This window comes from Micromonospora sp. WMMD737 (assembly GCF_049179055.1).
GTDB lineage: Bacteria > Actinomycetota > Actinomycetes > Mycobacteriales > Micromonosporaceae > Micromonospora > Micromonospora reichwaldensis.
The window spans coordinates 2525838-2548567 of the sequence record NZ_JBMHMH010000001.1 but is presented as its reverse complement, the minus strand read 5'-3'; the positions used below and the strand labels follow the sequence as shown (position 1 = coordinate 2548567).

The following is a 22730-nucleotide window of genomic DNA, read 5'->3' as shown; positions in this document are numbered from 1 at the left end:
GGTCGCCGATCAGGTGAACCGTCGGGCAGAGTGATCCGTGTACCCGAGTGTGGCCGCGGATCATGACCAGGCGGCGGCAGCCGAGAGAAGGGCGAGGCATGAGTGACGATCAGGGGCTGACCGGGCCGGCGACGCGGACGCGACGAGCCCTCCTCACGGGCGCGGGCGCGGTCGGCGCGGCGGTGGTCCTGGCCGCCTGCGGCAGCGACGACTCCGGCGACGGGGCGGCCCCGACCAGCGGTGGTCCGGCGGTGCCCAGCACCGGTGACGCCGGCGGCGGCGACCGCCAGGGCGCGCAGTCGCTGGCCCGTACGGCCGACATCCCGGTCGGCGGCGGCACCGTCTATCCCGCCCAGGGCGTGGTGATCACCCAGCCGCGCGAGGGCGAGTTCAAGGGGTTCGACTCGATCTGCACCCACCAGGGCTGCCCGGTGACGAACGTCGACGGCGGCACCATCAACTGCACCTGTCACTTCAGCAAGTTCTCGATCGAGGACGGCTCGGTGAAGGGCGGCCCGGCCACCAAGCCGCTGCCGCCGAAGAACGTCAAGGTCACCGGCGACCAGATCTCGCTGGCCTGACCGTCGGGTGCGGTCGGCGACCCGAACCGGGCCGCCGGCCCCGCTCAGTCCGCAGCGGCGCCCGCGTCGACAGCCGACGGCCGCTCGACCGCTCCCGGCCGCTTGCTCACCGACGGCCGACTGCCCTTCGGTGGCCGCTCGACCGGCGGCGGCCCCTCGCCCGCTGCCGGCCGCTCGCGCAGGGCGGCCGGCGGCAGGCTCCGCTCCAGCAGCAGGATGCCGGCGACGCCGACGGCGTTGAGCAGCGCCAGCACCAGCCAGGGCGCGGCGGTGTCGACCTCGTACAGGGTGCCGAAGAAGGCCGGCGCGACCATCGAGGCGAGGGCGAAGGAGTACTGGAAGGCCGCCAGGTAGCGGCCCCGGGCGGCGATCGGGGCGGCGGCCGCGGCGAGCGCGGCGGACGCCGGCGCGTGCACCAGTTCCGCGACGGTGAACAGCAGCGTCGCCGCCACCAGCAGCGCGGCCACCACGCCGAGGCGCCCCGGGCCGAGGGTCGCCATGGCGAGGCTCCAGAGCGTCCAGAGGGCGGCGGCCAGCGCGACCGCACGGGTGCGGCGGTGCTGCGGCAGGCGGGCGCCGACGGGCGCCGACAGCAGGGCCACGAGGAACGCGTTGCCGGCCAGGACGGCGGAGGTCAGCCACGCGGGGCCCCGCAGGTCCGTGAGCATCATCGTGGGCAGGGCCAGGCCGAGCATCATGGTGCTCAGCGCGAAGACGGTGTTCAGGCCGATGAGGGCGAGGAACGGGCGGTCCCGCAGCAGCGTGGCGTACCCGCCCCGCCCGGATCCCGCCGGGCGGTCGGTGGCCGGCGGGATCCGCACCCGGGCGGCGATGAGCACCGCGGCGAGGGCGAAGCAGGCCGCCGCCGCGTAGGCCACCGCGCGGTAGGTGCCGGCCCGCCCGTCGGCCACCACCACGCCCGTCGTCAGGCCCCCCACCGCCAGGCCGGCGGTACGGGCGCCGTTGCTGATGGCGTACCAGGTGTCCCGGGCCCAGCCGCCCGGGCTGCCGTCGGCGTAGTCGGCGACCGCCGTGAAGACGGCGGACCAGAAGAACCGCACGCCGACGGCGACCAGCGCCGCCGCCACGAAGACGCCGACCGGCCCCCGCACCCAGGCGTACGCCAGGTAGCCGGCGGCCTGGAGCAGCTGGGAGGCGACGACCACCGGCAGCGCCCCGACCCGGTCCGCCAGCGATCCCGCCCACAGCGGCACCGGCAGGGTGAGCACGGTCGCCGCGCTGAGCAGCACCCCGAGCAGCGCCAGTGGCACGTCGGTGAGCCGCAGGAAGTACACCAGCGACAGGGGCAGGAAGAGCCCGTTGCCGACCGAGTCGACGGTGAGCGCCGCCACGAGGACGGCGCCGCCTCGGCTGCGTACCGCGGGGTTCGCGCCCATGTCCCCGTGCTCCCCCCGCGTCGGCCGGCCAGGTGGCGGATGTTAGCGGGGAGCGACTCCGGCGGCACCGGAGTTTCGGGTTGCCGGGGGCCGGCGGGCGGGGACGCGGCGTCCGGGGAGCTGTCGGGGGTGCGGACTAGGCTTGCTGCCGTGGCTGACCCCTCGACCTACCGTCCCGCGCCCGGCACCATCCCGGAGTCACCGGGGGTCTACCGGTTCCGCGACGGCACCGGCCGGGTGATCTACGTCGGCAAGGCGAAGAACCTGCGCAGCCGGCTCAACTCCTACTTCGCCGACCTGTGGGGCCTGCACCAGCGCACCCAGCAGATGGTCACCACCGCCGAGTCGGTGGACTGGGTCACCGTCGGCACCGAGGTCGAAGCGCTCCAGCTCGAATACACCTGGATCAAGCAGTACGACCCGCGTTTCAACGTCCGCTACCGCGACGACAAGTCCTACCCCTACCTCGCGGTCACCCTCGACGAGGAGTTCCCCCGGTTGCAGGTGATGCGGGGCGCCAAGCGCAAGGGGGTGCGCTACTTCGGGCCCTATTCGCACGCCTGGGCGATCCGCGAGACGCTCGACCTGCTGCTGCGGGTCTTCCCGGCGCGCACCTGCTCGGCGGGGGTGTTCAAGCGTGCCAGCCAGGTGGGCCGCCCCTGCCTGCTGGGTTACATCGGCAAGTGTTCGGCCCCCTGCGTCGGCAGCGTCACCCCGGAGCGGCACCGGGAGATCGTCGACGGTTTCTGCGACTTCATGGGCGGCCGCACCGACACGATGGTGCGCCGGCTCGAACGCGAGATGACCGAGGCCAGCGAGCAGCTGGAGTTCGAGCGGGCGGCCCGGTTGCGCGACGACGTGGCCGCGCTGCGCCGGGCGATGGAGAAGCAGACAGTCGTGCTCGGCGACGGCACCGACGCCGACGTGGTCGCGTTCGCCGACGATCCCCTCGAAGCGGCCGTCCAGGTCTTCCACGTGCGCGACGGCCGCGTCCGTGGCCAGCGCGGCTGGGTGGTGGAGAAGACCGAGGAGCTGAGCACGGGCGACCTGGTGCACCACTTCTGCACCCAGGTCTACGGCGGCGAGCAGGGCGAGGCCGACGTGCCGCGCGAGCTGCTCGTGCCGGCGCTGCCCACCGACGCCGACGCGCTGGCCGACTGGCTCTCCGGCCACCGGGGCAGCCGGGTGAGCCTGCGGGTGCCGCAGCGCGGCGACAAGCGGTCGCTGCTGGAGACGGTCGAGCGCAACGCCAAGGACGCCCTGGCCCGGCACAAGCTGCGCCGGGCCGGCGACCTGACCACCCGCAGCAAGGCGCTCGACGAGATCACCGAGGCGCTCGACATGCGCACCTCGCCGCTGCGCATCGAGTGCTTCGACATCTCCCAGATGCAGGGCACCGACGTGGTGGCGAGCATGGTCGTCTTCGAGGACGGGCTGCCCCGCAAGAGCGAATACCGGCGCTTCATCATCCGGGGCGCCACCGACGACCTCTCCGCCATGTCCGAGGTGCTGCGCCGCCGCTTCGCCCGCTACCTCGACGCCCGCGCCGAGACCGGCGAGGCGGGCGTCGAGCCGGCCGACGACCCGGTCGCCCCGGCCGGGCAGCCCGCGCCCGGTGGGCCCCACGAACCCGGCGCGCCCCACGGATCCGGCGAGCCGCGCGAGCCCGGCGATCCCCACGAGCCCGGCGGGTCCGACGAGTCCGGCGGGTCCGACGAGCGCGCCGTCGGTGTCCTGATCGACCCGACGACGGGCCGGCCGCGCCGGTTCGCGTACCCGCCGCAGCTGGTGGTGGTCGACGGCGGCGCGCCGCAGGTCGCGGCGGCGGCCCAGGCACTCGCCGAGCTGGGCGTCGACGACGTGGCGCTGTGCGGCCTGGCCAAGCGGCTGGAGGAGGTGTGGCTGCCCGACGACGAGTTCCCGGTCATCCTGCCGCGCACCTCGGAGGGGCTCTACCTGCTGCAACGGGTGCGCGACGAGGCGCACCGCTTCGCCATCACCTTCCACCGTCAGCGGCGCTCCAAGCGGATGACCGAGTCGGCGCTCGACAGGGTGCCCGGCCTGGGGGAGGTGCGGCGCAAGGCGCTGCTGCGGCACTTCGGCTCGCTCAAGCGGCTCTCCGCCGCCACCGTCGAGGAGATCACCGAGGTGCCCGGCGTGGGCCGGCGCACCGCCGAGGCGATCCTCGCCGCGCTGGGCGGCGAGGCGAAGGCCCCGGCGGCGGACTGACCCGCCGCCGTCGGCCCGCGCGCCGACGCCTGGCCTGGCCCGCGCGCCGACGCCTGGCCTGGCCCGCGCAGCACCCGGTGCGACCCGAAGGCCGGGTGCACGTCGCGGACGGTGGCGCGGCCGACCGTCACTCGGCCAGGGCGGCCAGGATCTGCTCGCCGTACTTCGCGAGCTTGTTCTCGCCGACGCCGCTGACCGCGGACAGCTCGGCCAGCGACGTGGGCGCGTCGGTGGCGATCTGCCGCAGCGTGGCGTCGTGGAAGATCACGTACGCCGGGACACCCTGCTCCTTGGCGGTGGCCCCCCGCCAGGCGCGCAGCCGCTCGAAGACCCCGGCGGCGGTCGGGGACAGCTCGGCGACGACGGTGGCGGCCCCGCGCGGCTTCGCCGACCGGGACGAGGCGACCTTCTCCGGCTCGCGGCGCATCATCACCGTGCGGCGGCGGCCCAGCACCTCCGCACTGGCCTCGGTGAGGGCCAGCGTGCCGTAGTCGCCCTCGACGGCCAGCAGCCCCTCGGCCAGCAGTTGCCGCACCACGCCGCGCCACTCGGCCTCGCGCAGCTCGCCGCCGATGCCGAAGACGGTCAGGGAGTCGTGGCCGTACTGGGTGACCTTGTCGGTCGTGCGGCCGAGCAGGATGTCGACGCAGTGCCCCGCACCGAAGCGCTGGTTGCGTTCCCGGTCGAGCCGGAACACGGTGGAGAGCAGCTTCTGCGCCGCGACGGTGCCGTCCCAGGACTCCGGCGGGCTGAGGCAGGTGTCGCAGTTGCCGCAGGCGGCTTCCGCCTTCTCGCCGAAGTAGTCGAGCAGCTGGCCCCGCCGGCAGCGGACCGTCTCGCAGAGGGCGAGCATCGCGTCGAGGTGGGCGGCGAGGTTGCGCCGGTGGGCGAGGTCCCCGTCGGAGGTCTCGATCATCTTGCGCTGCTGCACCACGTCCTGGAGCCCGTACGCCAGCCAGGCGGTCGACGGCAGCCCGTCGCGCCCGGCGCGACCGGTCTCCTGGTAGTAGCCCTCGACCGACTTGGGCAGGTCGAGGTGGGCGACGAAGCGGACGTCGGGCTTGTCGATGCCCATGCCGAACGCGATGGTCGCGACCATCACCAGGCCGTCCTCGCGCAGGAAGCGCTGCTGGTTGCGCGCGCGCGTCGCCGCGTCCAGGCCGGCGTGGTAGGGCAGCGCGGCGACACCGTTGGCGGTGAGGAACTCCGCCGTCTTCTCCACCGAGGCGCGCGACAGGCAGTAGACGATGCCCGCGTCGCCGGGGTGCTCGTCGCGCAGCAGGCTCAGCAGCTGCTTGCGCGGCTCGCGCTTGGGCACGATCCGGTACTGGATGTTGGGCCGGTCGAAGCTCGCCACGAAGTGCCGGGCGTCGGTGAGCTTGAGCCGGGTCGCGATCTCGTCGCGGGTCGCGCTGGTGGCGGTGGCGGTGAGCGCGATGCGGGGCACGTCGGGCCAGCGCTCGTGCAGCATCGACAGGGCGAGGTAGTCGGGGCGGAAGTCGTGCCCCCACTGCGACACGCAGTGCGCCTCGTCGATGGCGAACAGGGCGATCCTGCCCCGGTCGAGCAGCTGCTGCACCCCGCGGGTGCCCAACGCCTCCGGGGCGAGGTAGAGCAGGTCCAGCTCGCCGCCGACGAACGCCCGCTCCACCACCCGGCGGGCGTCGAGATCCTGGGTCGAGTTGAGGAAACCGGCCCGCACACCGACCGCCGTCAGCGCGTCGACCTGGTCCTGCATGAGCGCGATCAGCGGGGAGACCACCACCGCCACACCGTCGCGGACCAGCGCGGGGATCTGGTAGCACAGCGACTTGCCGCCGCCGGTGGGCATCAGCACCAGCGCGTCGCCGCCGGCCACCACGTGGTCGATCACCTCCTGCTGGAAGCCGCGGAAGGCGTCGTAGCCGAAGACCCGGCGCAGCACCTCCAGGGCGTCGGCGGAGCGCAGGTCGGTGGGGGAAGCCATCCGGGGATTCTACGAACCTCCCCCGACAGCCGGCGGACCCGAGCGGGCGGGTCGCGGATCAGGAGGACCGCCGGACCGGAGCGTCGCGGTCCGGCGGTCTCCGGGTCGCTCAGTCGGGCTGGGCGGAACGCTTGGCCAGCCCGCGCGGCGGTGCCTTCATCCCGACCACGATGTCGACGATCTCGATGTAGCGGGCCTTGTTGCCCATCCGGAACGCCGTGGCCGCCGCGTTGATCTCCTCCAGGGTGTCCGCCTCGACCATGGTCACCTGGTCGTAGCGACCGTTGACCCCGGTGCAGACCACGTGGGTCAGCTGCTTGGCGAAGCGGCCCAGGTCGCGGGCGTGCTCGGCGGAGACCTCGTGGATGCCCTCCCGGCCCAGGGCGAAGTACTCCGGGTTGATCCTCATGAACAGGAAGCCGACGTATTTGTTCTTCTCCGCCAGATCGTGCATCCCGCCTCCCAGAAACCAGTCGCCACCTGCGGCGATCACGTGCAGCGTATGGACGTTGACTGATCGTCATCAAGGGGCCCGCCTGTCGGGAGCACGACGCTCGCGCCCAGGTCAGACCCTCCGTCGGGCGGACGCCACCACGGCGGCGGCCGGGGACGTGCCGGCATCGCCCGGATGGTGCGGGATAGAGTCGCTGATTGACCACGCGCGGCCGGGGGTGCCGGCCGCGGCGCCACGGCTTGGGGGTAGTGGGTGAGCGAGGCGCGTACGGCCGAGGAACGGGGCGCGACGGTGACCGGGCAGCAGACACCGGCGGAGTCGGACACCACCCTGGTGGTGGTCACGGGGCTCTCCGGCGGCGGCCGCAGCACGGTGGCGAGGGCGTTGGAGAACGTCGGGTTCTACGTGGTGGACAACCTGCCGCAGGCGCTCATGCTCGACATGGCCGAGCTGGCGTTCAAGGCGGGCGGGGCGGCCCGGCGTACGGCGATGGTGCTGGACGTGCGCTCGCGCGCCTTCTCCACCGACCTGGCGGGGGCGATCCGGGAGCTGAAGGAGCGCGGCTTCTCGCCCCGGGTGGTCTTCGTCGACGCCGACGACGAGGTGCTGATCCGGCGGTTCGAGAGCGTCCGGCGTTCGCACCCGTTGCAGGGCGACGGGCGGCTCGCCGACGGCATCGCGGTCGAGCGGGGCCTGCTGGAGGAGGCCCGCGACCAGGCCGACGTGATCATCGACACCAGTCACCTGAACGTCAACCAGCTGCGTCGCCGTGTCGAGGAGCTCTTCGGCGGCGAGGACGCCCGCCGGCTGCGGGTCACCGTGCTCTCCTTCGGCTTCAAGTACGGCCTGCCGCCGGACGCCGACTTCGTGCTCGACGCCCGTTTCCTGCCCAACCCGTACTGGGTGCCGGAACTGCGCGAGCACACCGGCCGGGAGGAGGCGGTCAGCTCGTACGTGCTGGGGCAGGAGGGCGCGGACGCCTTCGTCGGGTCGTACGCCGACCTGGTCAACGCGACCACCGCCGGCTTCGAGCGGGAGGGCAAGCGCTACCTGACGGTGGCGGTCGGCTGCACCGGCGGCAAGCACCGCAGCGTGGCCATCGCCGAGGAGTTGGCCGCCCGGCTGCGCCACTCCGGTCTGGCCGCCAACGCGCAGCACCGCGACCTGGGGCGCGAGTGACGGCGACGCGTGTGGTCGCCTTCGGCGGCGGGCACGGCCTGTCCGCCTCGCTGCGTGCCCTGCGCCGCTGCGCCCCCGAGCTGGACCTCGACATCACGGCGGTGGTCACCGTCGGCGACGACGGCGGCTCCAGCGGCCGGCTGCGGGCCGAGCGGGGCGGCCTGCCCCCGGGCGACCTGCGGCAGGCGCTGGTCGCGCTGGCCGGCGACCATCCGGCCACCCGGCGCAGTGCCAAGCTCTTCCAGCACCGCTACGCCGAGGTGCCGCCCCCCGCTGGCGGCCCGGCTCCCGCCGGGGGCGGAGGGGCGGGTCGCCCTCCGGTCTCCGGTACCGGACGAACCCCTTCCGGCCCGGTGCCGGCCGGGGGCGCCGGAGAAACCGTCGGCGGGATCGCCGGAGAACGGGCGGGTGCCGGTGCGGCCGGGCGGGCGGGCGCCGAGGCCGGCGGGCTGGCCGGGCACGCGGTGGGCAACCTGGTGCTCTGCGGGCTGATGGAGCTGCTCGGCGACCCGGTGGCCGCCCTGGAGCACGCCGGCGCGATGCTCGGCGCGGTCGGCCGGGTGCTGCCGATGTCGTGCGAGCCGGTGGGGATCGAGGCGCGGGTACGCGGCGCCGACCCGGGCCGGCCGGACGAGGTGCGCACGATCACGGGCCAGCACCAGGTCGCGGTGACCACCGGCCGGGTGGAGTCGTTGCGGCTCACCCCGGTCGCGCCGGAGGCCTGCCCGCAGGCGGTCGCCGCGATCGGCGCCGCCGACTGGCTGATCTTCGGGCCGGGCAGCTGGTACACGAGCGTCCTGCCGCACCTGCTGGTGCCGCAGCTCGCCGCCGCGATCGTCGCCAGCCCGGCGCGGCGGCTCGTCACGCTGAACCTCGCCGCCGAGAAGGAGACCTCCGGGCTCTCCCAGGCCGACCATCTGGCCGCGCTGCGCTCGTACCTGCCGGAGCTGAGGGTCGACCGGGTGGTCGCCGATTCCAAGGCGGCGGGTGACCCCGAACCGGTCGAACGTGCGGCAGAATCGCTGGGTGCCCGCCTGGTCCTCGCTCCCGTCGCGGTCACCGACGGCACTCCCCGTCATGATCCGGCCGCCCTGGGCGCCGCACTGGTGCCTGTCCTGGGCGCCGATCGTTAGACACGTACGTAATCTCCGGCGACACGCCGGAACAGGTCCGTGAGGGGACGCACAATGGCGATGACGGCTGCGGTCAAGGACGAGCTGAGTCGGGTCGACGTGCCCAAGCCCTGCTGCCGGCGGGCGGAGATGGCGGCGCTGCTGCGCTTCGCCGGCGGGCTGCACATCGTCTCCGGTCGGGTCGTGGTGGAGGCCGAACTCGACACGGGGGCGGTGGCCCGGCGGCTGCGACGGGAGATCGCGGAGGTCTACGGCTATCCGAGTGAGATCCACGTGCTCGCGTCCGGTGGTCTGCGCAAGGGCAGCCACTTCATCGTGCGGGTGGTCAAGGACGGTGAGGCCCTCGCGCGGCAGACCGGGCTGCTCGACGTGCGCGGGCGTCCGGTGCGGGGGCTGCCGCCGCACGTCGTCGCCGCGAACGTCTGCTGCGCGGTGTCGGCCTGGCGCGGCGCGTTCATGGCGCACGGCTCGCTGACCGAGCCGGGCCGCTCCAGCGCGCTGGAGATCACCTGCCCGGGCCCGGAGTCCGCGCTGGCCCTGGTGGGCGCGGCCCGGCGGATCGGCATCACCGCCAAGAACCGCGAGGTGCGCGGCGTGGACCGGGTGGTGGTCAAGGACGGCGACGCGATCGCCGCGCTGCTCACCCGCATCGGCGCCCACTCCAGCGTGCTGGCCTGGGAGGAGCGCCGGGTGCGCCGCGAGGTGCGGGCGACGGCCAACCGGCTGGCCAACTTCGACGACGCCAACCTGCGCCGCTCGGCGCGGGCCGCGGTCGCCGCCGCCGCCCGGGTGACCCGGGCGCTGGAGATCCTCGCCGAGGACGCGCCCAACCACCTCACCTCCGCCGGCCGGCTGCGCCTGGAGCACCGGCAGGCCTCGTTGGAGGAGCTGGGCGCGCTGGCCGACCCGCCGCTGACCAAGGACGCGATCGCCGGCCGGATCCGCCGGCTGTTGGCGCTGGCCGACAAGCGGGCCCGGGACCTGGGCATCCCGGATACGGAAGCGGCAGTCACGCCCGACATGCTCGTGGTCTGATAGGACGGTGCGGGTCGGCGGCGCCGGTGGGGTCACCACCCGGCGCTGCGCTGCGCCGCACGCTCGGATAAGGTCGCTGCGTACGGCAAGGGGGCCGGCACAGGCACTCCTCGCCGTGCACACCGCCTCGGGCGGTCAGGTCCTTCGAGACCGCGGCGGGGTGGCCGAGATGAACCGTCAACGGCCGGCTCCAACGGTCGGCGCACACACCTCCGCCGGCCCGGGTCTTACGCCGGCGGACCAGAACGCAAGGAGATGGGACCTGTGACCATCCGGGTTGGCATCAACGGCTTCGGCCGGATCGGCCGCAACTTCTTCCGGGCAGTGCTGGCGTCCGGCGCTGACATCGAGGTCGTGGCGGTCAACGACCTGACCGACAACGCGACGCTCGCCCACCTGCTCAAGTACGACAGCATCCTGGGTCGCCTGCCGCACGAGGTGAAGGCCACCGCCGACGAGATCACCGTGGGCGGCAAGACCATCAAGGCGTACGCCGAGAAGGACCCGTCGAAGCTGCCGTGGGGCGACGCCGGCGTGGACGTGGTCATCGAGTCCACCGGCTTCTTCACCGACGCCACCAAGGCGAAGGCGCACGTCGACGGCGGGGCCAAGAAGGTCATCATCTCCGCCCCGGCGAAGAACGAGGACGTCACGGTCGTCATGGGCGTCAACCACGACCAGTACGACCCGGCCAAGCACACCATCATCTCGAACGCCTCCTGCACCACCAACTGCCTGGCGCCGATGGCGAAGGTCCTGCACGACACGTTCGGCATCCAGCACGGCCTGATGACGACGATCCACGCGTACACCCAGGACCAGAACCTCCAGGACGCGCCGCACTCCGACCTGCGTCGGGCCCGCGCCGCCGCCCTGAACATCGTGCCGACCTCGACCGGCGCGGCGAAGGCGATCGGCCTGGTGCTGCCGGAGCTGAAGGGCAAGCTGGACGGCTACGCGCTGCGCGTGCCGATCCCGACCGGCTCGGCCACCGACCTCACCGTCGACGTCGCCCGGGAGACCACGGTGGACGAGGTCAACGCCGCGCTGAAGGCCGCCGCCGAGGGCCCGCTCAAGGGCATCCTGGTCTACAACGAGGACCCGATCGTCTCCGCCGACATCGTCACCGACCCGGCGTCGTGCATCTTCGACGCGCCGCTGACCAAGGTCGTCGGCAACCAGGTCAAGGTCGTCGGCTGGTACGACAACGAGTGGGGCTACTCGAACCGCCTGGTCGACCTGGTCAAGCTGGTCGGCCAGTCCCTGTGACGAAGCCGACGGTCACGAACGGAGGCCTGGCCTAAGTGAGCATCCGTACCCTCGACGACCTGCTCGCCGAGGGGGTGTCGGGTCGGCGCGTGCTGGTGCGCGCCGACCTGAACGTCCCGCTCGACAAGCAGACCGGCGACATCACCGACGACGGCCGCATCCGCGCCGTGCTGCCGACGCTCGGCGCGCTGGTGGAGGCCGGCGCGAAGGTGGTCGTCTGCTCCCACCTGGGCCGCCCGAAGGGCGCGCCGGACCCGCAGTTCAGCCTGAGCCCGGTCGCCGGCCGCCTCGGGGAGCTGCTCGGCGCGCGGGTGCACTTCGCCACCGACACCGTCGGCGAGTCCGCCCGCTCCACCGTGGACGCGCTCGCCGACGGCGAGGTCGCGCTGCTGGAGAACCTGCGTTTCAACAAGGGCGAGACCAGCAAGGACGACACCGAGCGGGGCGCCTTCGCCGACCAGCTCGCCGCCTTCGGCGACGCGTACGTCGACGACGCGTTCGGCGCGGTGCACCGCAAGCACGCCAGCGTCCACGACGTGCCGGCCCGGCTGCCGCACGTCGCGGGCCGGCTGGTGCTGCGCGAGGTGGAGGTCCTGTCCCGGCTGACCGGCGAGCCGGAGCGTCCGTACGTCGTGGTGCTCGGCGGTTCGAAGGTCTCCGACAAGCTGGCGGTGATCGAGGCGCTGCTGCCGACGGTCGACCGGCTGCTCATCGGCGGCGGGATGTGCTTCACCTTCCTCAAGGCACAGGGCCACGAGGTGGGCTCCTCGCTGCTGGAGGAGGAGATGGTCGAGACCTGCCGCAGCCTGCTGGAGCGCTCCGAGGGCAAGATCATGCTTCCGGTCGACGTGGTGGCCGCGGACGCGTTCGCCCCGGACGCCGCCCACGACACCGTGCCGGCCGACGGCATCCCCAGCAAGCGGGTCGGGCTCGACATCGGGCCGGAGACGGTCGCCGGCTTCGCCGCCGCCCTCAAGGGCGCGCGGACGATCTTCTGGAACGGCCCCATGGGCGTGTTCGAGATGCCGGCGTTCGCCCACGGCACCCGCGGGATCGCCGAGACCATCGCCAAGAGCGAGGCGTTCACCGTCGTCGGTGGCGGTGACTCCGCCGCCGCGGTGCGGGCGCTCGGGCTGGACGAGTCGTCCTTCGGGCACATCTCCACCGGCGGTGGCGCCTCCCTGGAATACCTGGAGGGCAAGACCCTCCCCGGCATCGCGGCCCTGGAGAACTGATGGCGAGCGTCACCCGCCGGCCCCTGATGGCCGGCAACTGGAAGATGAACTGCAACCACCTCGAGGCCAACCTGCTGGTGCAGAAGCTGGCGGCCAGCCTCACCGAGAAGCAGCTCACCGACGTCGAGACGGTGGTCCTGCCGCCGTTCACCGACCTGCGTACGGTGCAGACCGCCGTCGACGGCGACAAGCTGCTCATCGGCTATGGCGCGCAGGACCTCTCGCCGTACGCGTCGGGGGCCTACACCGGGGAGATCTCCGGCCCGATGCTGGCGAAGCTCGGCTGCACCTACGTGGTGATCGGGCACTCGGAGCGGCGGGCCTACCACCACGAGGACGACGCGCTCGTCAACGCCAAGGTGCAGGCGGCGCTGACCCACGGGCTCACCCCGATCCTCTGCGTGGGGGAGGGGCTCGACGTCCGGGAGCAGGGCACCCACGTGGCGCACTGCAGCGAGCAGCTCGACGGCGGTCTGAAGGGGCTCACCGCCGAGCAGGTGGAGAAGGTCGTGGTGGCGTACGAGCCGGTCTGGGCGATCGGCACGGGCAAGACGGCCACCCCGGAGGATGCCCAGGAGGTGTGCGGCGCGGTCCGTCAGCGCCTGGCCGAGTCCTTCGGCCAGGACACCGCCGACAAGGTCCGGGTCCTCTACGGCGGGTCGGTCAAGTCGTCGAACGTCGCGGCGATCATGGCTCAGCCGGACGTCGACGGGGCGCTCGTGGGCGGCGCGAGCCTGGACGCCGAGGAGTTCGCGAAGATCTGCCGGTTCCCGGAGCACATCTCCCGCTGATCGCTCGCTATCCTTGACTCCGCCCGTCCGTCGGTCGGTGCCACCGTGCCCGATCTGCCCGGGCGAGGATCGTAACGAGAGGACTGACCCCAGCCATGCCGATCTGGTTCGCATACACGTTGATCGTGTTGCTGGTCATCACGAGCGTTCTGTTGACCATGCTGATCCTGCTGCACCGCGGTAAGGGCGGCGGGTTGTCGAGCATGTTCGGCGGTGGCGTCAGCTCCAGCCTCGCCGGTTCCTCGGTGGCGGAGAAGAACCTCGACCGCTACACCGTCCTGGTGGGCATCGTCTGGTTCGCCTGCATCGTCGGGCTGGGGCTCTGGCTCCGCCTCCAGATGGCCAGCGGCACGGTCTGAGCCCGCCAAGTCGTACAATCTGCGCGCGGTCCGTCGTCGACGGGCCGCGCGCAGTCCGTTTTACCCGCTGCACCGCGTCGCCCGCCGCCCTCTCCGCGGCGGTTCCCCTCCGACGACAGGAGCGAGCAGCCGTGCCCATCGGCAACGTCATCCCGGGCACCCGGGTCGGATCCGCGCCCGAACGCCACCAGCCGGCCCCGTGCCGGACGGTGACCTACTGGTGCCGCAACGACCACCAGACCGCGATCCGGCTCGCCGCCGAGGTCGAGGTGCCGCAGGTGTGGGACTGCCCGCGTTGCGGCCTCCCCGCCGGCCAGGACGCGCAGAACCCGCCGGGCCGGGTCCGGCCCGAGCCCTACAAGACCCACCTGGCGTACGTGAAGGAGCGGCGCACCGCCGAGGAGGGCGAGGCCATCCTGGCCGAGGCCCTCGCCGCCCTGCGCCGTCGCCGGGGCCGCCCCACCGGCTAGGCAGGGTGTGAGGAAGTGCCCCTTCTCAACGTTATGCGTTGAGAAGGGGCACCTCAGCGCAGGCTGCGGAAGCGGGCCGGGACGTCGGCCGCCGCCGCCCGGTCCAGCAGCCAGAGGGTCCGGCCCGTGCCCTGTACGCCGGCCGCCGGCAGTTGCACCGGCCCCGCCCCGGCCAGCGCCATGCCGACCGCCCGTGCCTTGTCGGCCCCGCCGGCCACCAGCCAGACCTCCTCGGCCGTGTTGATCGCCGGCAGGGTCAGCGTGGTCCGCACCGGCGGGGGCTTCGGGCTGCCCCGCACCGCGCTGACCGGCCGGCTGTCGTGGTGCACCGGATGCTCGGGGAAGACCGAGGCGACGTGCCCGTCCTCGCCGACGCCCAGCATCAGCACGTCGAAGTGGGGGAGCGCGGCGTGTCCCGGCCGCGCCGCGCGGGCCAGTTCCTCGGCGTAGCGGGCCGCCGCCTCCTCCGGGTCGGGCCCGGCCGGACCGTCGGAGGCCGGCATCGGGTGGACCCGGGCCGGGTCCAGCGGCACCGCGTCCAGCAGCGCCGCTCGGGCCTGGGTCTCGTTGCGCTCGGGGTCGCCGGCGGGCAGGAACCGCTCGTCGCCCCACCAGACGTCCACCCGGGACCAGTCCACGGCGTCGCGGGCCGGCAGCGCCGCCACCGCCCGGTGCACCGCCGCGGCTATCCGCCCGCCGGTCAGCACCACCGCCGCCTGGCCCCGCTCGGCCTGCGCGTCGAGCAGCTTGACCACCAACCGGGCGGCCACCGCCTGGGCCAGCAGGTCTGCGTCGGCGTGGACGGCGACACTCGCCTCACTCATCTGTGTGCCTTCGTTTCTCCGGCCGCCGCGCGGCCGGTCCTCCGTGGTGCCCCGGGTAGTCGGGCGCTCAGTGCTCGGCGCTCGTTCCGACGTGCGCGGTGACCCCCGCCTCGGCCCGCTGGGCCGTGGCCGGGTCCTTCCAGACGTGCACCCGCTGCGGCGGACGCTGGTCGAGGCCGGCCAGCCCGGCCGCCGTGCCCAGCGCCTCCGCGTAGACCTGGTCGGCGTCGAGCCGGCGCAGCTCCTCGGCCAGTTCGTCGCCGAGGGGCCGCCGGACGAGCGGCAGCTGCCGGTCCTCCTGGCCGGTACGCCGGAACGTCGCCACGCTGTCGTCCCGGCTCAGCGTCAACGTGTCGCCGTTGGCGCAGCGCAGCTGCACCTCCCGCATCCGCGGCGACGCGTCGGTGTGCTCCCACACCGGCTCGATGCCGAGGCGCGCGGCCAGCCAGCCCTGCATCAGCGCGGCGGTCGGGTCGGTGGGCGGGCCCACCACGGTCGCCTCGGTCACCTTGGCCTGCGTGGTGTCGAACGCGCCCGCCACGAGGGTGCGCCACGGGGTGATCCGGGTCCACGCCAGGTCGGTGTCGCCGGGCGCGTAGTCCCGGGCCCGCTGGCGCATCGCCTCGATCGGGTCGGCGGCCTGCGCGCAGTCGGTGATCCGCCGGTCGGCCACCACGCCGAGGAAGTCCGTCGCGATCTCGGCCGGCGGCTCGCCGTGCCACCACGTCACCACCGGGACGTCCGGCACCAGCAGCGGCATCACCACCGACTCCGCGTGCAGGGCGAGCCGTCCGTACATCCGGGTGACCACCGCCTCGCACGGGCCGAGCCGGCCGCCGACGACGATCTCCGCGTCCAGCCGGTTGCGCTCGCGCTCCACGTCGGTGCGGACCACCACCAGCAGCCGGCAGGGGTGGGCGGCGGCCGCTATCGTCGCCGCCGCCTCCGCCTCGCGGACCCGCTTCTCGTCCACCACCACGATCAGGGTGAGCGCCATGCCGCTGGCCACCCCGCCCGCGCTGCGCCGCTCGGCGGCCAGCGCCTTGACCACCTCGTTCCCGGTGGTGTCCCACAGGCCGATCAATGGAGCCTCCTGGTCTGCTCGCTGCGCCCGGTCACGGCACCTGCCTTCGTTCGCGGCTGCGGGGCGCGCAGGACCGGCTCACTCCTCACGCCCGCCGCCACGCCCGGCCCTCGCGGGCCAGCATCTCGTCGGCGGCGCGGGGACCCCACTCGCCGGCCCGGTACGGCTCCGGCTTGGTGCCCGCCCACGCGCGCTCCAGCGGGTCCACCACCTGCCAGCTCTGCTCGACCTCGGCGGCGTCCGGGAAGAGGGTACGGTCGCCGATCAGCACGTCCAGCACGAGCCGCTCGTACGCCTCGGGGCTGGCCTCGGTGAACGCCTCGCCGTACTGGAAGTCCATCGCGATGTCGCGGACCTCCATCGTGGTGCCGGGCACCTTGGAGCCGAACTTGAGCACGACGCCCTCGTCCGGCTGCACCCGGATGACGAGCTGGTTGTTGCCGAGCGACTCCATGTCGGCTTCGTTGAACGGCAGGTGAGGCGCTCTCTTGAACATGATGGCGACCTCGGTGACCCGGCGCGGCAGCCGCTTGCCGGCCCGGATGTAGAACGGCACCTCCGCCCAGCGGCGGTTCTGGATGCCGAGCCGGACGGCCACGTAGGTCTCCGTGGTCGAGTCCTCCGGGACACCCTCCTCCTCCAGGTACCCGACGGCACGCTCGCCCCCCACCCAGCCGGGCAGGTACTGGCCGCGCACGGTGCCCTCGGCGACGTCCTTCGGCAGGGTGATCGCCCGGAGCACCTTGAGCTTCTCCGTGCGGATCTCGTCGGCGTCGAAGCTCGTCGGCTCCTCCATCGCCACCAGCGCCAGCAGTTGGAGCAGGTGGTTCTGGAACACGTCGCGGGCCGCGCCGGCCGAGTCGTAGAAGCCGGCGCGGGTGCCGATGCCGACGTCCTCGGCCATGGTGATCTGCACCGAGTCGACGTACTTGGAGTTCCACAGCGGCTCGAACAGGTTGTTGGCGAACCGCAGGGCGAGGATGTTCTGGACGGTCTCCTTGCCCAGGTAGTGGTCGATGCGGAAGACGTCCTCGCGGGTGAAGACGTCGTCGACCAGGTCGTTGAGCGCCTTCGCCGAGGGCAGGTCGTGCCCGAACGGCTTCTCCACCACCACCCGGCGCCAGCCGCCGGACTTGGCGTTGTCGGCCATCCCGGTGCGGGCCAGCTGCTTGAGGACCACGGGGAACGCCGCCGGGGGGATGGAGAAGTAGAAGGCGGCGTTGCCCGGGATCCCGTGCGTCTGGCGCAGCTCGTCCAGCATCTCGGAGAGGTGGTCGAACGCGGCGTCGTCGTCGAACGATCCGCCGACGAACTTGATGTTGCCCACCAGCCGCGCCCACACCTCCTCCCGCCAGGGGGTGCGGGCGTGCTTCTTGGCGGCCTCGTGGGCGAGCGACTCGAAGTCCCCGTCGCCCCAGTCCCGCCGGGCGAAGCCGAGCACGGCGAAGCCCGGGGGCAGCAGCCCCCGGTTCGCCAGGTCGTACACGGCCGGCAGGAGCTTCTTGCGGGCCAGGTCACCGGTGACGCCGAAGATCACCAGAGCGCACGGCTCCGGGATCCTCGGCAGCCGGCGGTCCTGCGGGTCGCGCAGCGGGTTCACGCCGCCTCCTCGCTCCGCGTCATCCACGGTCCTCATCGTCACGCCCGCAACGCCCCGACGGCATCGAGCAGCTGGGCCACGCCCGCCGACCGGTCGGTCAGGTGCAGCCGGACCACCGGGCGCTCCCGCTCGGCCAGGGCCTGCCGGTCGCCGGCGGCCTGCGCCGCCTGCAACTGCCCGAAGGTGTAGGGCCTGCCCGGCACCGGCAGGTCGTCGACGACCGCGCCGGTGAGCTGGAGGTAGCTGCCGACCTGCGGACCGCCCTTGTGGTACTGGCCGGTGGAGTGCAGGAAGCGCGGGCCCCACCCGAAGGTGACCGGTCGGCCGGCGGCACCGGCCAGCAGCGGCCGCAGCCGGGCCGCGTCGGCGTCGGCGAACCGGTCGAGGTACGCCATCACCGCGAGGTAGCCGTCGTCGCCCGTCGCGTCGACGAGCTGGCGCAGCACGCCGGCCAGGTCGCCGGGGGCGCCCCGCGGCGCGTACACCTCGATCGCGCCCTCGGTGAACGACGGCGTCTCCGCCGGCGGACCCGAGGCGAGGATGCGGTTGGTGTTCTCCTTGGACTCGGTGACGTTGGGCTGGTCGAACGGGTCGATGCCGAGCACCACACCGGCGATCGCGGTGGCGTACTCCCAGGCCAGGAAGTGCGCGCCGAGCGGGCCGTTGACGGCCACGTCGGCGTCGACGCCGCCGCCGGGAACGGCGCCGGCGGGCAGCGCGCCGCCGTAGGTCACGGTGAGCACGTCGTCGCCGGCGGCGCCGGGACTCTGCGGCGACTCCACGACGACCGGCAGGATGCCGACCCCGGCCTTGCCGGTGGACTCGGCGATCAGCTGCTCGGCCCAGTCGCCGAGGCCCTCGATGCCGGTGCCGTCGGAGATCAGGGCGACCTTGTCCCGGCCCATGGTGGCCGCCGCCCCGAGGGCCGCGCCGAGCGCCAGGGCCGGGTTGTCGCGGTCCCCGCCCAGGGAGGCCGCCAGCGCCTCCGCCTCGTCGAGCAGCTCGGCCACCTCGACCCCGGCCAGCGCCGACGGGACCAGCCCGAACGCGGTCAACGCCGCATAACGGCCGCCGACGTTCGGGTCGGCGAGTACGGTGAAGGCACCCATCTCGGTGGCGGTGGCCTCCAGCGGCGAGCCCGGGTCGGTGACGACGACGAAGTGCCGGCCGGCCTCCGCCTCGGTCATCCCCGCGTCGAGGAAGGCCTGCCAGTAGGCCCGGCGGTGGCTGTCGGTCTCGACCGTCGAACCGGACTTGCTGGCCACCACGACCACGGTGCGCTCCAGCCGGTCGGCCAGCGCCGCCCGGACCTGCCCCGGGTCGGTGGTGTCGAGCACGGTCAGCTGCTTGCCGAGGGTGCGGGCGATGACCTCGGGGGCCAGCGACGAGCCACCCATCCCGGCGAGCACCACGTGGTCCAGGTCGGCCAGCTCCGCCTTCAGCTCGGCGAGCTGGGGGAGCAGCTCGCGGCTGCGCAGGTAGGTGTCCACCCAGCCGAGGCGGATCTTCGCCTCGGCCTCGGCGTCCGGACCCCACAGGGTCGGGTCCTTCGCGGCCAGCTTGCCCGGCGTGCCGGCGTTCACCAGCGCGTCCCGGGTGGAGGCGGGGGCCGACCTGTCGACGGCGTCGGCCCCGTGCACGGAGAGCCCGGCGGCGGCCTCGACCGCCCCGTTGAGCAGATCACTCACGCCGCCACCTCGCTCCGCTCGGCGGCGGCGCGAGGCGCCGCACTGCTGAGCCTGATGGTTCGCTCGCTCACGCGTTTCCTCCCGCCTGCTGCGCGGCCTGCGCGTTGTCCTTCGCGGCGTCGCTCGGGTTGCCCGCGCCGCGGCCCGCGGCCGCGAGCGACTTGCGGACGCCGTCGAGCAGTTCCTGCCAGCTCGCCTCGAACTTCTCCACGCCCTCGCGCTCCAGGGTCTCGATGACGTCGGCCATGTCGATCCCGACCGACTCCAGGTCCGCGAAGACCTTGCGGGCCTCGTCGTACGAACCGGTGATGGTGTCGCCGCGGGTCTCGCCATGGTCGGCGTACGCGTGCACGACCGGCTCCGGCATGGTGTTGACAGTGCCGGGGGCGATCAGTTCCTCGACGTAGATGACGTCCCGGTAGTCCGGGTTCTTGGTCGAGGTGGAGGCCCACAGGGGCCGCTGCGGGTGGGCGCCGGCGTCGGCGAGCGCCTGCCACCGGTCGGAGGAGAACACCTCGCCGTAGCGCTCGTACGCGAGCTTGGCGTTGGCGACGGCGGCCTTGCCGCGCAGCGCCTTGGCCTCGTCGGAACCGAGCTTCTCCAGCCGCTTGTCGACCTCGCTGTCGACGCGGGAGACGAAGAACGACGCGACCGACCCGATCTTCGACAGGTCGTGCCCGTTCGCCTTCGCCTGCTCCAGGCCGGCCAGGAACGCCTCCATCACCTGCGAGTAGCGGTCCAGCCCGAAGATCAGCGTGACGTTGACGCTGATCCCCTCCGCCAGGGTGGCGGTGATCGCCGGCAGGCCGGCCTCGGTGGCCGGGATCTTGATGAAGAGGTTCGGCCGGTCGACCAGCCACCACAGCGCCTTGGCCTCGGCGACGGTCCTGTCGGTCTCGTGGGCCAGCCGCGGGTCCACCTCGATGGAGACCCGGCCGTCGACCCCGCCGCTGCCCTCGTACGACGGGCGCATCACGTCGCACGCCCACCGCACGTCGTACGTGGTGAGCATGCGTACGGCCTCCTCGACCTCCACCCCACGGGAGGCGAGGTCGCGCAGCTGCCAGTCGTACTCGTCGGCGTCGCTCAGCGCCTTGGCGAAGATCGTCGGGTTGGTGGTCACCCCGGCCACGTGCTTCTCCCGGCGGAGCTGGTCCAGCCCGCCGGAGGACAGCCGTACCCGGGAAAGGTCGTCGAGCCAGACCGCCACGCCTGCGGCGGTGAGTTCACTCAGCCTGTCCGTCATGCCGTCCACGCTCCCCTCAGTTGCCGGTGGTGAAACCGGTGATGTCGCCCATCCGGGTCAGTGCCGCGTGCGCGGCGGCCACGATCCGGTCGGGGGTGAATCCGAACTGCTCGAAGAGCACGGAGTGCGGGGCACTCGCGCCGTAGTGCTCCAGGCTCACGCTCTCGCCGCAGTCGCCGACGATGCCGCGCCAGGACATGGCGATGCCCGCCTCCACGCTCACCCGTGCCTTTACCCCGCGCGGCAGCACCGACTCCCGGTACGCCTCGTCCTGCTCGAAGAACCACTCCTGGCAGGGCATCGAGACGACCCGGGTCGGGGTGCCGTCGGCCTCCAGCCGCTCGCGGGCCGTCAGGCAGAGCTGCACCTCGGAGCCGGTGCCGACGAGGATGACCTGCGGCTTGCCGTTGGACGCCTCGGCCAGCACGTAACCGCCCTTGGCCACGCCCTCGGCGCCGGCCAGGGTGGACCGGTCCAACGTCGGCAGCGGCTGCCGGCTCAGCGCCAGCGCGGTCGGCCGGTCGGTGTGCTCCAGGGCCTGCCGCCAGGCCCAGGCGGTCTCGTTGGCGTCGGCGGGCCGGACCACGTCCAGGCCGGGGATGGCGCGCAGCGCGGTCAGGTGCTCCACCGGCTGGTGCGTCGGGCCGTCCTCGCCGAGGCCGATCGAGTCGTGCGTCCAGACGTAGACCACCGGCAGCTTCATCAGCGCGGCGAGTCGTACCGCCGGGCGCATGTAGTCGCTGAAGACCAGGAAGGTGCCGCCGTACGGGCGGGTGCCGCCGTGCAGCGCGATGCCGTTGAGGATGGCGCCCATGGCGTGCTCGCGGATGCCGAAGTGCAGCGTGCGGCCGTACTCGTGGCCGGGGAAGTCCTTGGTGGCGTGGACGGCGGGGACGAAGGACGGCTCGCCCTTCATGGTGGTGTTGTTGCTCTCCGCCAGGTCGGCCGAGCCGCCCCACAGCTCAGGCAGCACTCCGGCCAGCGCCTCCAGTACCTTGCCGGAGGCCGCCCGGGTGGCGACGCCCTTGGCGTCGGCCGGGAACTCCGGCAGCGCCTCGGTCCAGCCGGTCGGCAGGACCCGCCCGGCCATCCGGTCGTAGAGCGCGCGGCGCTCCTCGTTGGCCTTCGCCCAGCCGTCGAACGCCGTGGTCCACTCCTGCTGGGCCCGCGCGCCGCGCTCCATCACCGTGCGGGCGTGCCCGAGCACCTCCTCGTCGACCTCGAAGGAGCGGGCCGGGTCGAAGCCGAGCAGCTGCTTGGTGGCCGCCACCTCGTCGGCGCCCAGCGCCGAACCGTGGATCTTGCCGGTGTTCTTCTTGTTCGGCGCGGGCCAGCCGATGATGGTGCGCAGCGCGATGAACGAGGGGCGGCCGGTCTCGGCCTTCGCCGCCAGCAGCGCCCGGTACAGGGCCTCCACGTCCTCGTGGTAGTCGCCCTGGTCGGCGTCGCCGGCGCGCCAGTCGACGGTCTGCACGTGCCAGCCGTACGCCTCGTAGCGGGCTGCGACGTCCTCGCTCTTGGCGATGCGGGTGTCGTCCTCGATCGAGATCTCGTTGTCGTCGTAGATCAGCGTGAGGTTGCCGAGCTGCTGGTGCCCGGCGAGCGCGCTGGCCTCGTGGCTGATGCCCTCCTCGATGTCGCCGTCCGAGGCGATGCACCAGATGTCGTGGTCGAAGACCGAGCGGCCCGGCTCCGCCTCCGGATCGAACAGGCCGCGCTCGCGGCGGGCCGCCATCGCCATGCCGACCGCGTTGCCGAGGCCCTGCCCGAGCGGCCCGGTGGTGGTCTCCACGCCGGGGGTGTGCCCGTGCTCCGGGTGGCCCGGGGTCAGCGAGCCCCACTGCCGCAGCGACTTGAGGTCCTCCAGGGCCAGCGGGTAGCCGGAGAGGAAGAGCTGGATGTAGAGGGTGAGGCTGGAGTGGCCCGCGGAGAGCACGAAGCGGTCCCGGCCGGGCCAGTTCGGGTCGGCCGGGTTGTGCCGCATGACCCGGTTGAAGAGCAGGTAGGCCGCGGGCGCGAGGCTCATCGCGGTGCCCGGGTGGCCGTTGCCGGATTTCTCCACGGCGTCCATGGCCAGCACGCGGACGGTGTCGACGGCCCGGCGGTCGAGGTCGGACCAGTTGAGTGCGGGGTGCTCGGGTCGGTTGGCAGCCACGATGGTTGTGCTCCTCGGCAGATGGGCGGAACCCT

Annotated in this window: 19 protein-coding genes; 10 read left to right on the top strand and 9 right to left on the bottom strand. The window is 73.3% G+C overall.

What is annotated here, in order from left to right:
• Positions 1 to 98: 98 nt before the first annotated feature.
• Complete coding sequence (locus ACN27A_RS10100) at positions 99 to 581, top strand: Rieske (2Fe-2S) protein (protein WP_151456977.1); 483 nt, start codon at positions 99 to 101, stop codon at positions 579 to 581.
• 44 nt (positions 582 to 625) lie between these two features.
• Here the strand turns inward: ACN27A_RS10100 and ACN27A_RS10095 are convergent, their stop codons facing one another.
• A complete protein-coding gene (locus ACN27A_RS10095) occupies positions 626 to 1978 on the bottom strand; it encodes an MFS transporter (protein ID WP_421451806.1) in 1353 nt (450 codons plus the stop codon).
• A 150-nt stretch (positions 1979 to 2128) separates the two neighbouring features.
• Here ACN27A_RS10095 and uvrC point away from each other — a divergent pair, with 150 nt between their 5' ends.
• Complete coding sequence (uvrC, locus tag ACN27A_RS10090; protein ID WP_421451803.1) at positions 2129 to 4207, top strand: excinuclease ABC subunit UvrC; 2079 nt, start codon at positions 2129 to 2131, stop codon at positions 4205 to 4207.
• A 127-nt stretch (positions 4208 to 4334) separates the two neighbouring features.
• On the opposite strand, the gene recQ is transcribed toward uvrC, so the two are convergent.
• Both recQ and ACN27A_RS10080 read right to left on the bottom strand, forming a co-directional pair.
• Positions 4335 to 6173 carry a DNA helicase RecQ gene (gene recQ / locus ACN27A_RS10085; protein WP_421451800.1) on the bottom strand — a complete coding sequence of 613 codons (1839 nt, stop codon included), beginning with the start codon at positions 6171 to 6173 and terminating at the stop codon, positions 4335 to 4337.
• 109 nt (positions 6174 to 6282) lie between these two features.
• Positions 6283 to 6627 (bottom strand): hypothetical protein, encoded by a 345-nt coding sequence (locus ACN27A_RS10080; RefSeq protein ID WP_151453341.1) that lies wholly within the window; start codon positions 6625 to 6627, stop codon positions 6283 to 6285.
• A 291-nt stretch (positions 6628 to 6918) separates the two neighbouring features.
• On the opposite strand from ACN27A_RS10080, the gene rapZ reads away from it, so the two are divergent.
• From rapZ to ACN27A_RS10040, 8 genes are all read left to right on the top strand, one after another.
• The gene (gene rapZ, locus ACN27A_RS10075) at positions 6919 to 7806 is read left to right on the top strand and encodes an RNase adapter RapZ (protein WP_132240378.1); all 888 of its coding nucleotides are present in this window, start codon (positions 6919 to 6921) and stop codon (positions 7804 to 7806) included.
• Positions 7803 to 8939 carry a gluconeogenesis factor YvcK family protein gene (locus ACN27A_RS10070; protein WP_421451797.1) on the top strand — a complete coding sequence of 379 codons (1137 nt, stop codon included), beginning with the start codon at positions 7803 to 7805 and terminating at the stop codon, positions 8937 to 8939. Before rapZ ends, ACN27A_RS10070 begins: the two co-directional genes overlap by 4 nt.
• A 54-nt stretch (positions 8940 to 8993) precedes the next feature.
• Positions 8994 to 9974, top strand: coding sequence for a DNA-binding protein WhiA (whiA, locus tag ACN27A_RS10065; protein WP_088999356.1), 981 nt, complete (start codon positions 8994 to 8996; stop codon positions 9972 to 9974).
• Positions 9975 to 10238: 264 nt separating this feature from the next.
• A complete protein-coding gene (gene gap, locus ACN27A_RS10060; RefSeq protein WP_132240340.1) occupies positions 10239 to 11243 on the top strand; it encodes a type I glyceraldehyde-3-phosphate dehydrogenase in 1005 nt (334 codons plus the stop codon).
• A gap of 35 nt (positions 11244 to 11278) precedes the next feature.
• The gene (locus ACN27A_RS10055; RefSeq protein WP_421451793.1) at positions 11279 to 12478 is read left to right on the top strand and encodes a phosphoglycerate kinase; all 1200 of its coding nucleotides are present in this window, start codon (positions 11279 to 11281) and stop codon (positions 12476 to 12478) included.
• Positions 12478 to 13269 carry a triose-phosphate isomerase gene (tpiA, locus tag ACN27A_RS10050; protein WP_421451790.1) on the top strand — a complete coding sequence of 264 codons (792 nt, stop codon included), beginning with the start codon at positions 12478 to 12480 and terminating at the stop codon, positions 13267 to 13269. The genes ACN27A_RS10055 and tpiA overlap by 1 nt, the downstream gene beginning before the upstream one ends.
• 95 nt (positions 13270 to 13364) lie before the next feature.
• A complete protein-coding gene (gene secG / locus ACN27A_RS10045) occupies positions 13365 to 13628 on the top strand; it encodes a preprotein translocase subunit SecG (protein ID WP_088999360.1) in 264 nt (87 codons plus the stop codon).
• A 131-nt stretch (positions 13629 to 13759) separates the two neighbouring features.
• Complete coding sequence (locus ACN27A_RS10040) at positions 13760 to 14098, top strand: RNA polymerase-binding protein RbpA (protein WP_421451786.1); 339 nt, start codon at positions 13760 to 13762, stop codon at positions 14096 to 14098.
• A 53-nt stretch (positions 14099 to 14151) separates the two neighbouring features.
• Here ACN27A_RS10040 and pgl read toward each other — a convergent pair whose 3' ends face one another.
• The 6 genes from pgl to tkt all read right to left on the bottom strand — a co-directional run bounded on the left by pgl (position 14152) and on the right by tkt (position 22695).
• Positions 14152 to 14922 carry a 6-phosphogluconolactonase gene (gene pgl / locus ACN27A_RS10035; RefSeq protein WP_421451783.1) on the bottom strand — a complete coding sequence of 257 codons (771 nt, stop codon included), beginning with the start codon at positions 14920 to 14922 and terminating at the stop codon, positions 14152 to 14154.
• 67 nt (positions 14923 to 14989) lie between these two features.
• Positions 14990 to 16006, bottom strand: a complete 1017-nt coding sequence (locus ACN27A_RS10030; RefSeq protein WP_421451781.1) for a glucose-6-phosphate dehydrogenase assembly protein OpcA — start codon at positions 16004 to 16006, stop codon at positions 14990 to 14992.
• 85 nt (positions 16007 to 16091) lie between these two features.
• A complete protein-coding gene (zwf, locus tag ACN27A_RS10025; RefSeq protein ID WP_421451779.1) occupies positions 16092 to 17642 on the bottom strand; it encodes a glucose-6-phosphate dehydrogenase in 1551 nt (516 codons plus the stop codon).
• 2 nt (positions 17643 to 17644) lie between these two features.
• A complete protein-coding gene (locus ACN27A_RS10020; protein WP_421451776.1) occupies positions 17645 to 19294 on the bottom strand; it encodes a glucose-6-phosphate isomerase in 1650 nt (549 codons plus the stop codon).
• Between the two features lie 67 nt (positions 19295 to 19361).
• Complete coding sequence (gene tal / locus ACN27A_RS10015; protein WP_421451774.1) at positions 19362 to 20540, bottom strand: transaldolase; 1179 nt, start codon at positions 20538 to 20540, stop codon at positions 19362 to 19364.
• A gap of 16 nt (positions 20541 to 20556) precedes the next feature.
• The gene (gene tkt / locus ACN27A_RS10010; protein WP_421451772.1) at positions 20557 to 22695 is read right to left on the bottom strand and encodes a transketolase; all 2139 of its coding nucleotides are present in this window, start codon (positions 22693 to 22695) and stop codon (positions 20557 to 20559) included.
• Between the last annotated feature and the right edge of the window lie 35 nt (positions 22696 to 22730).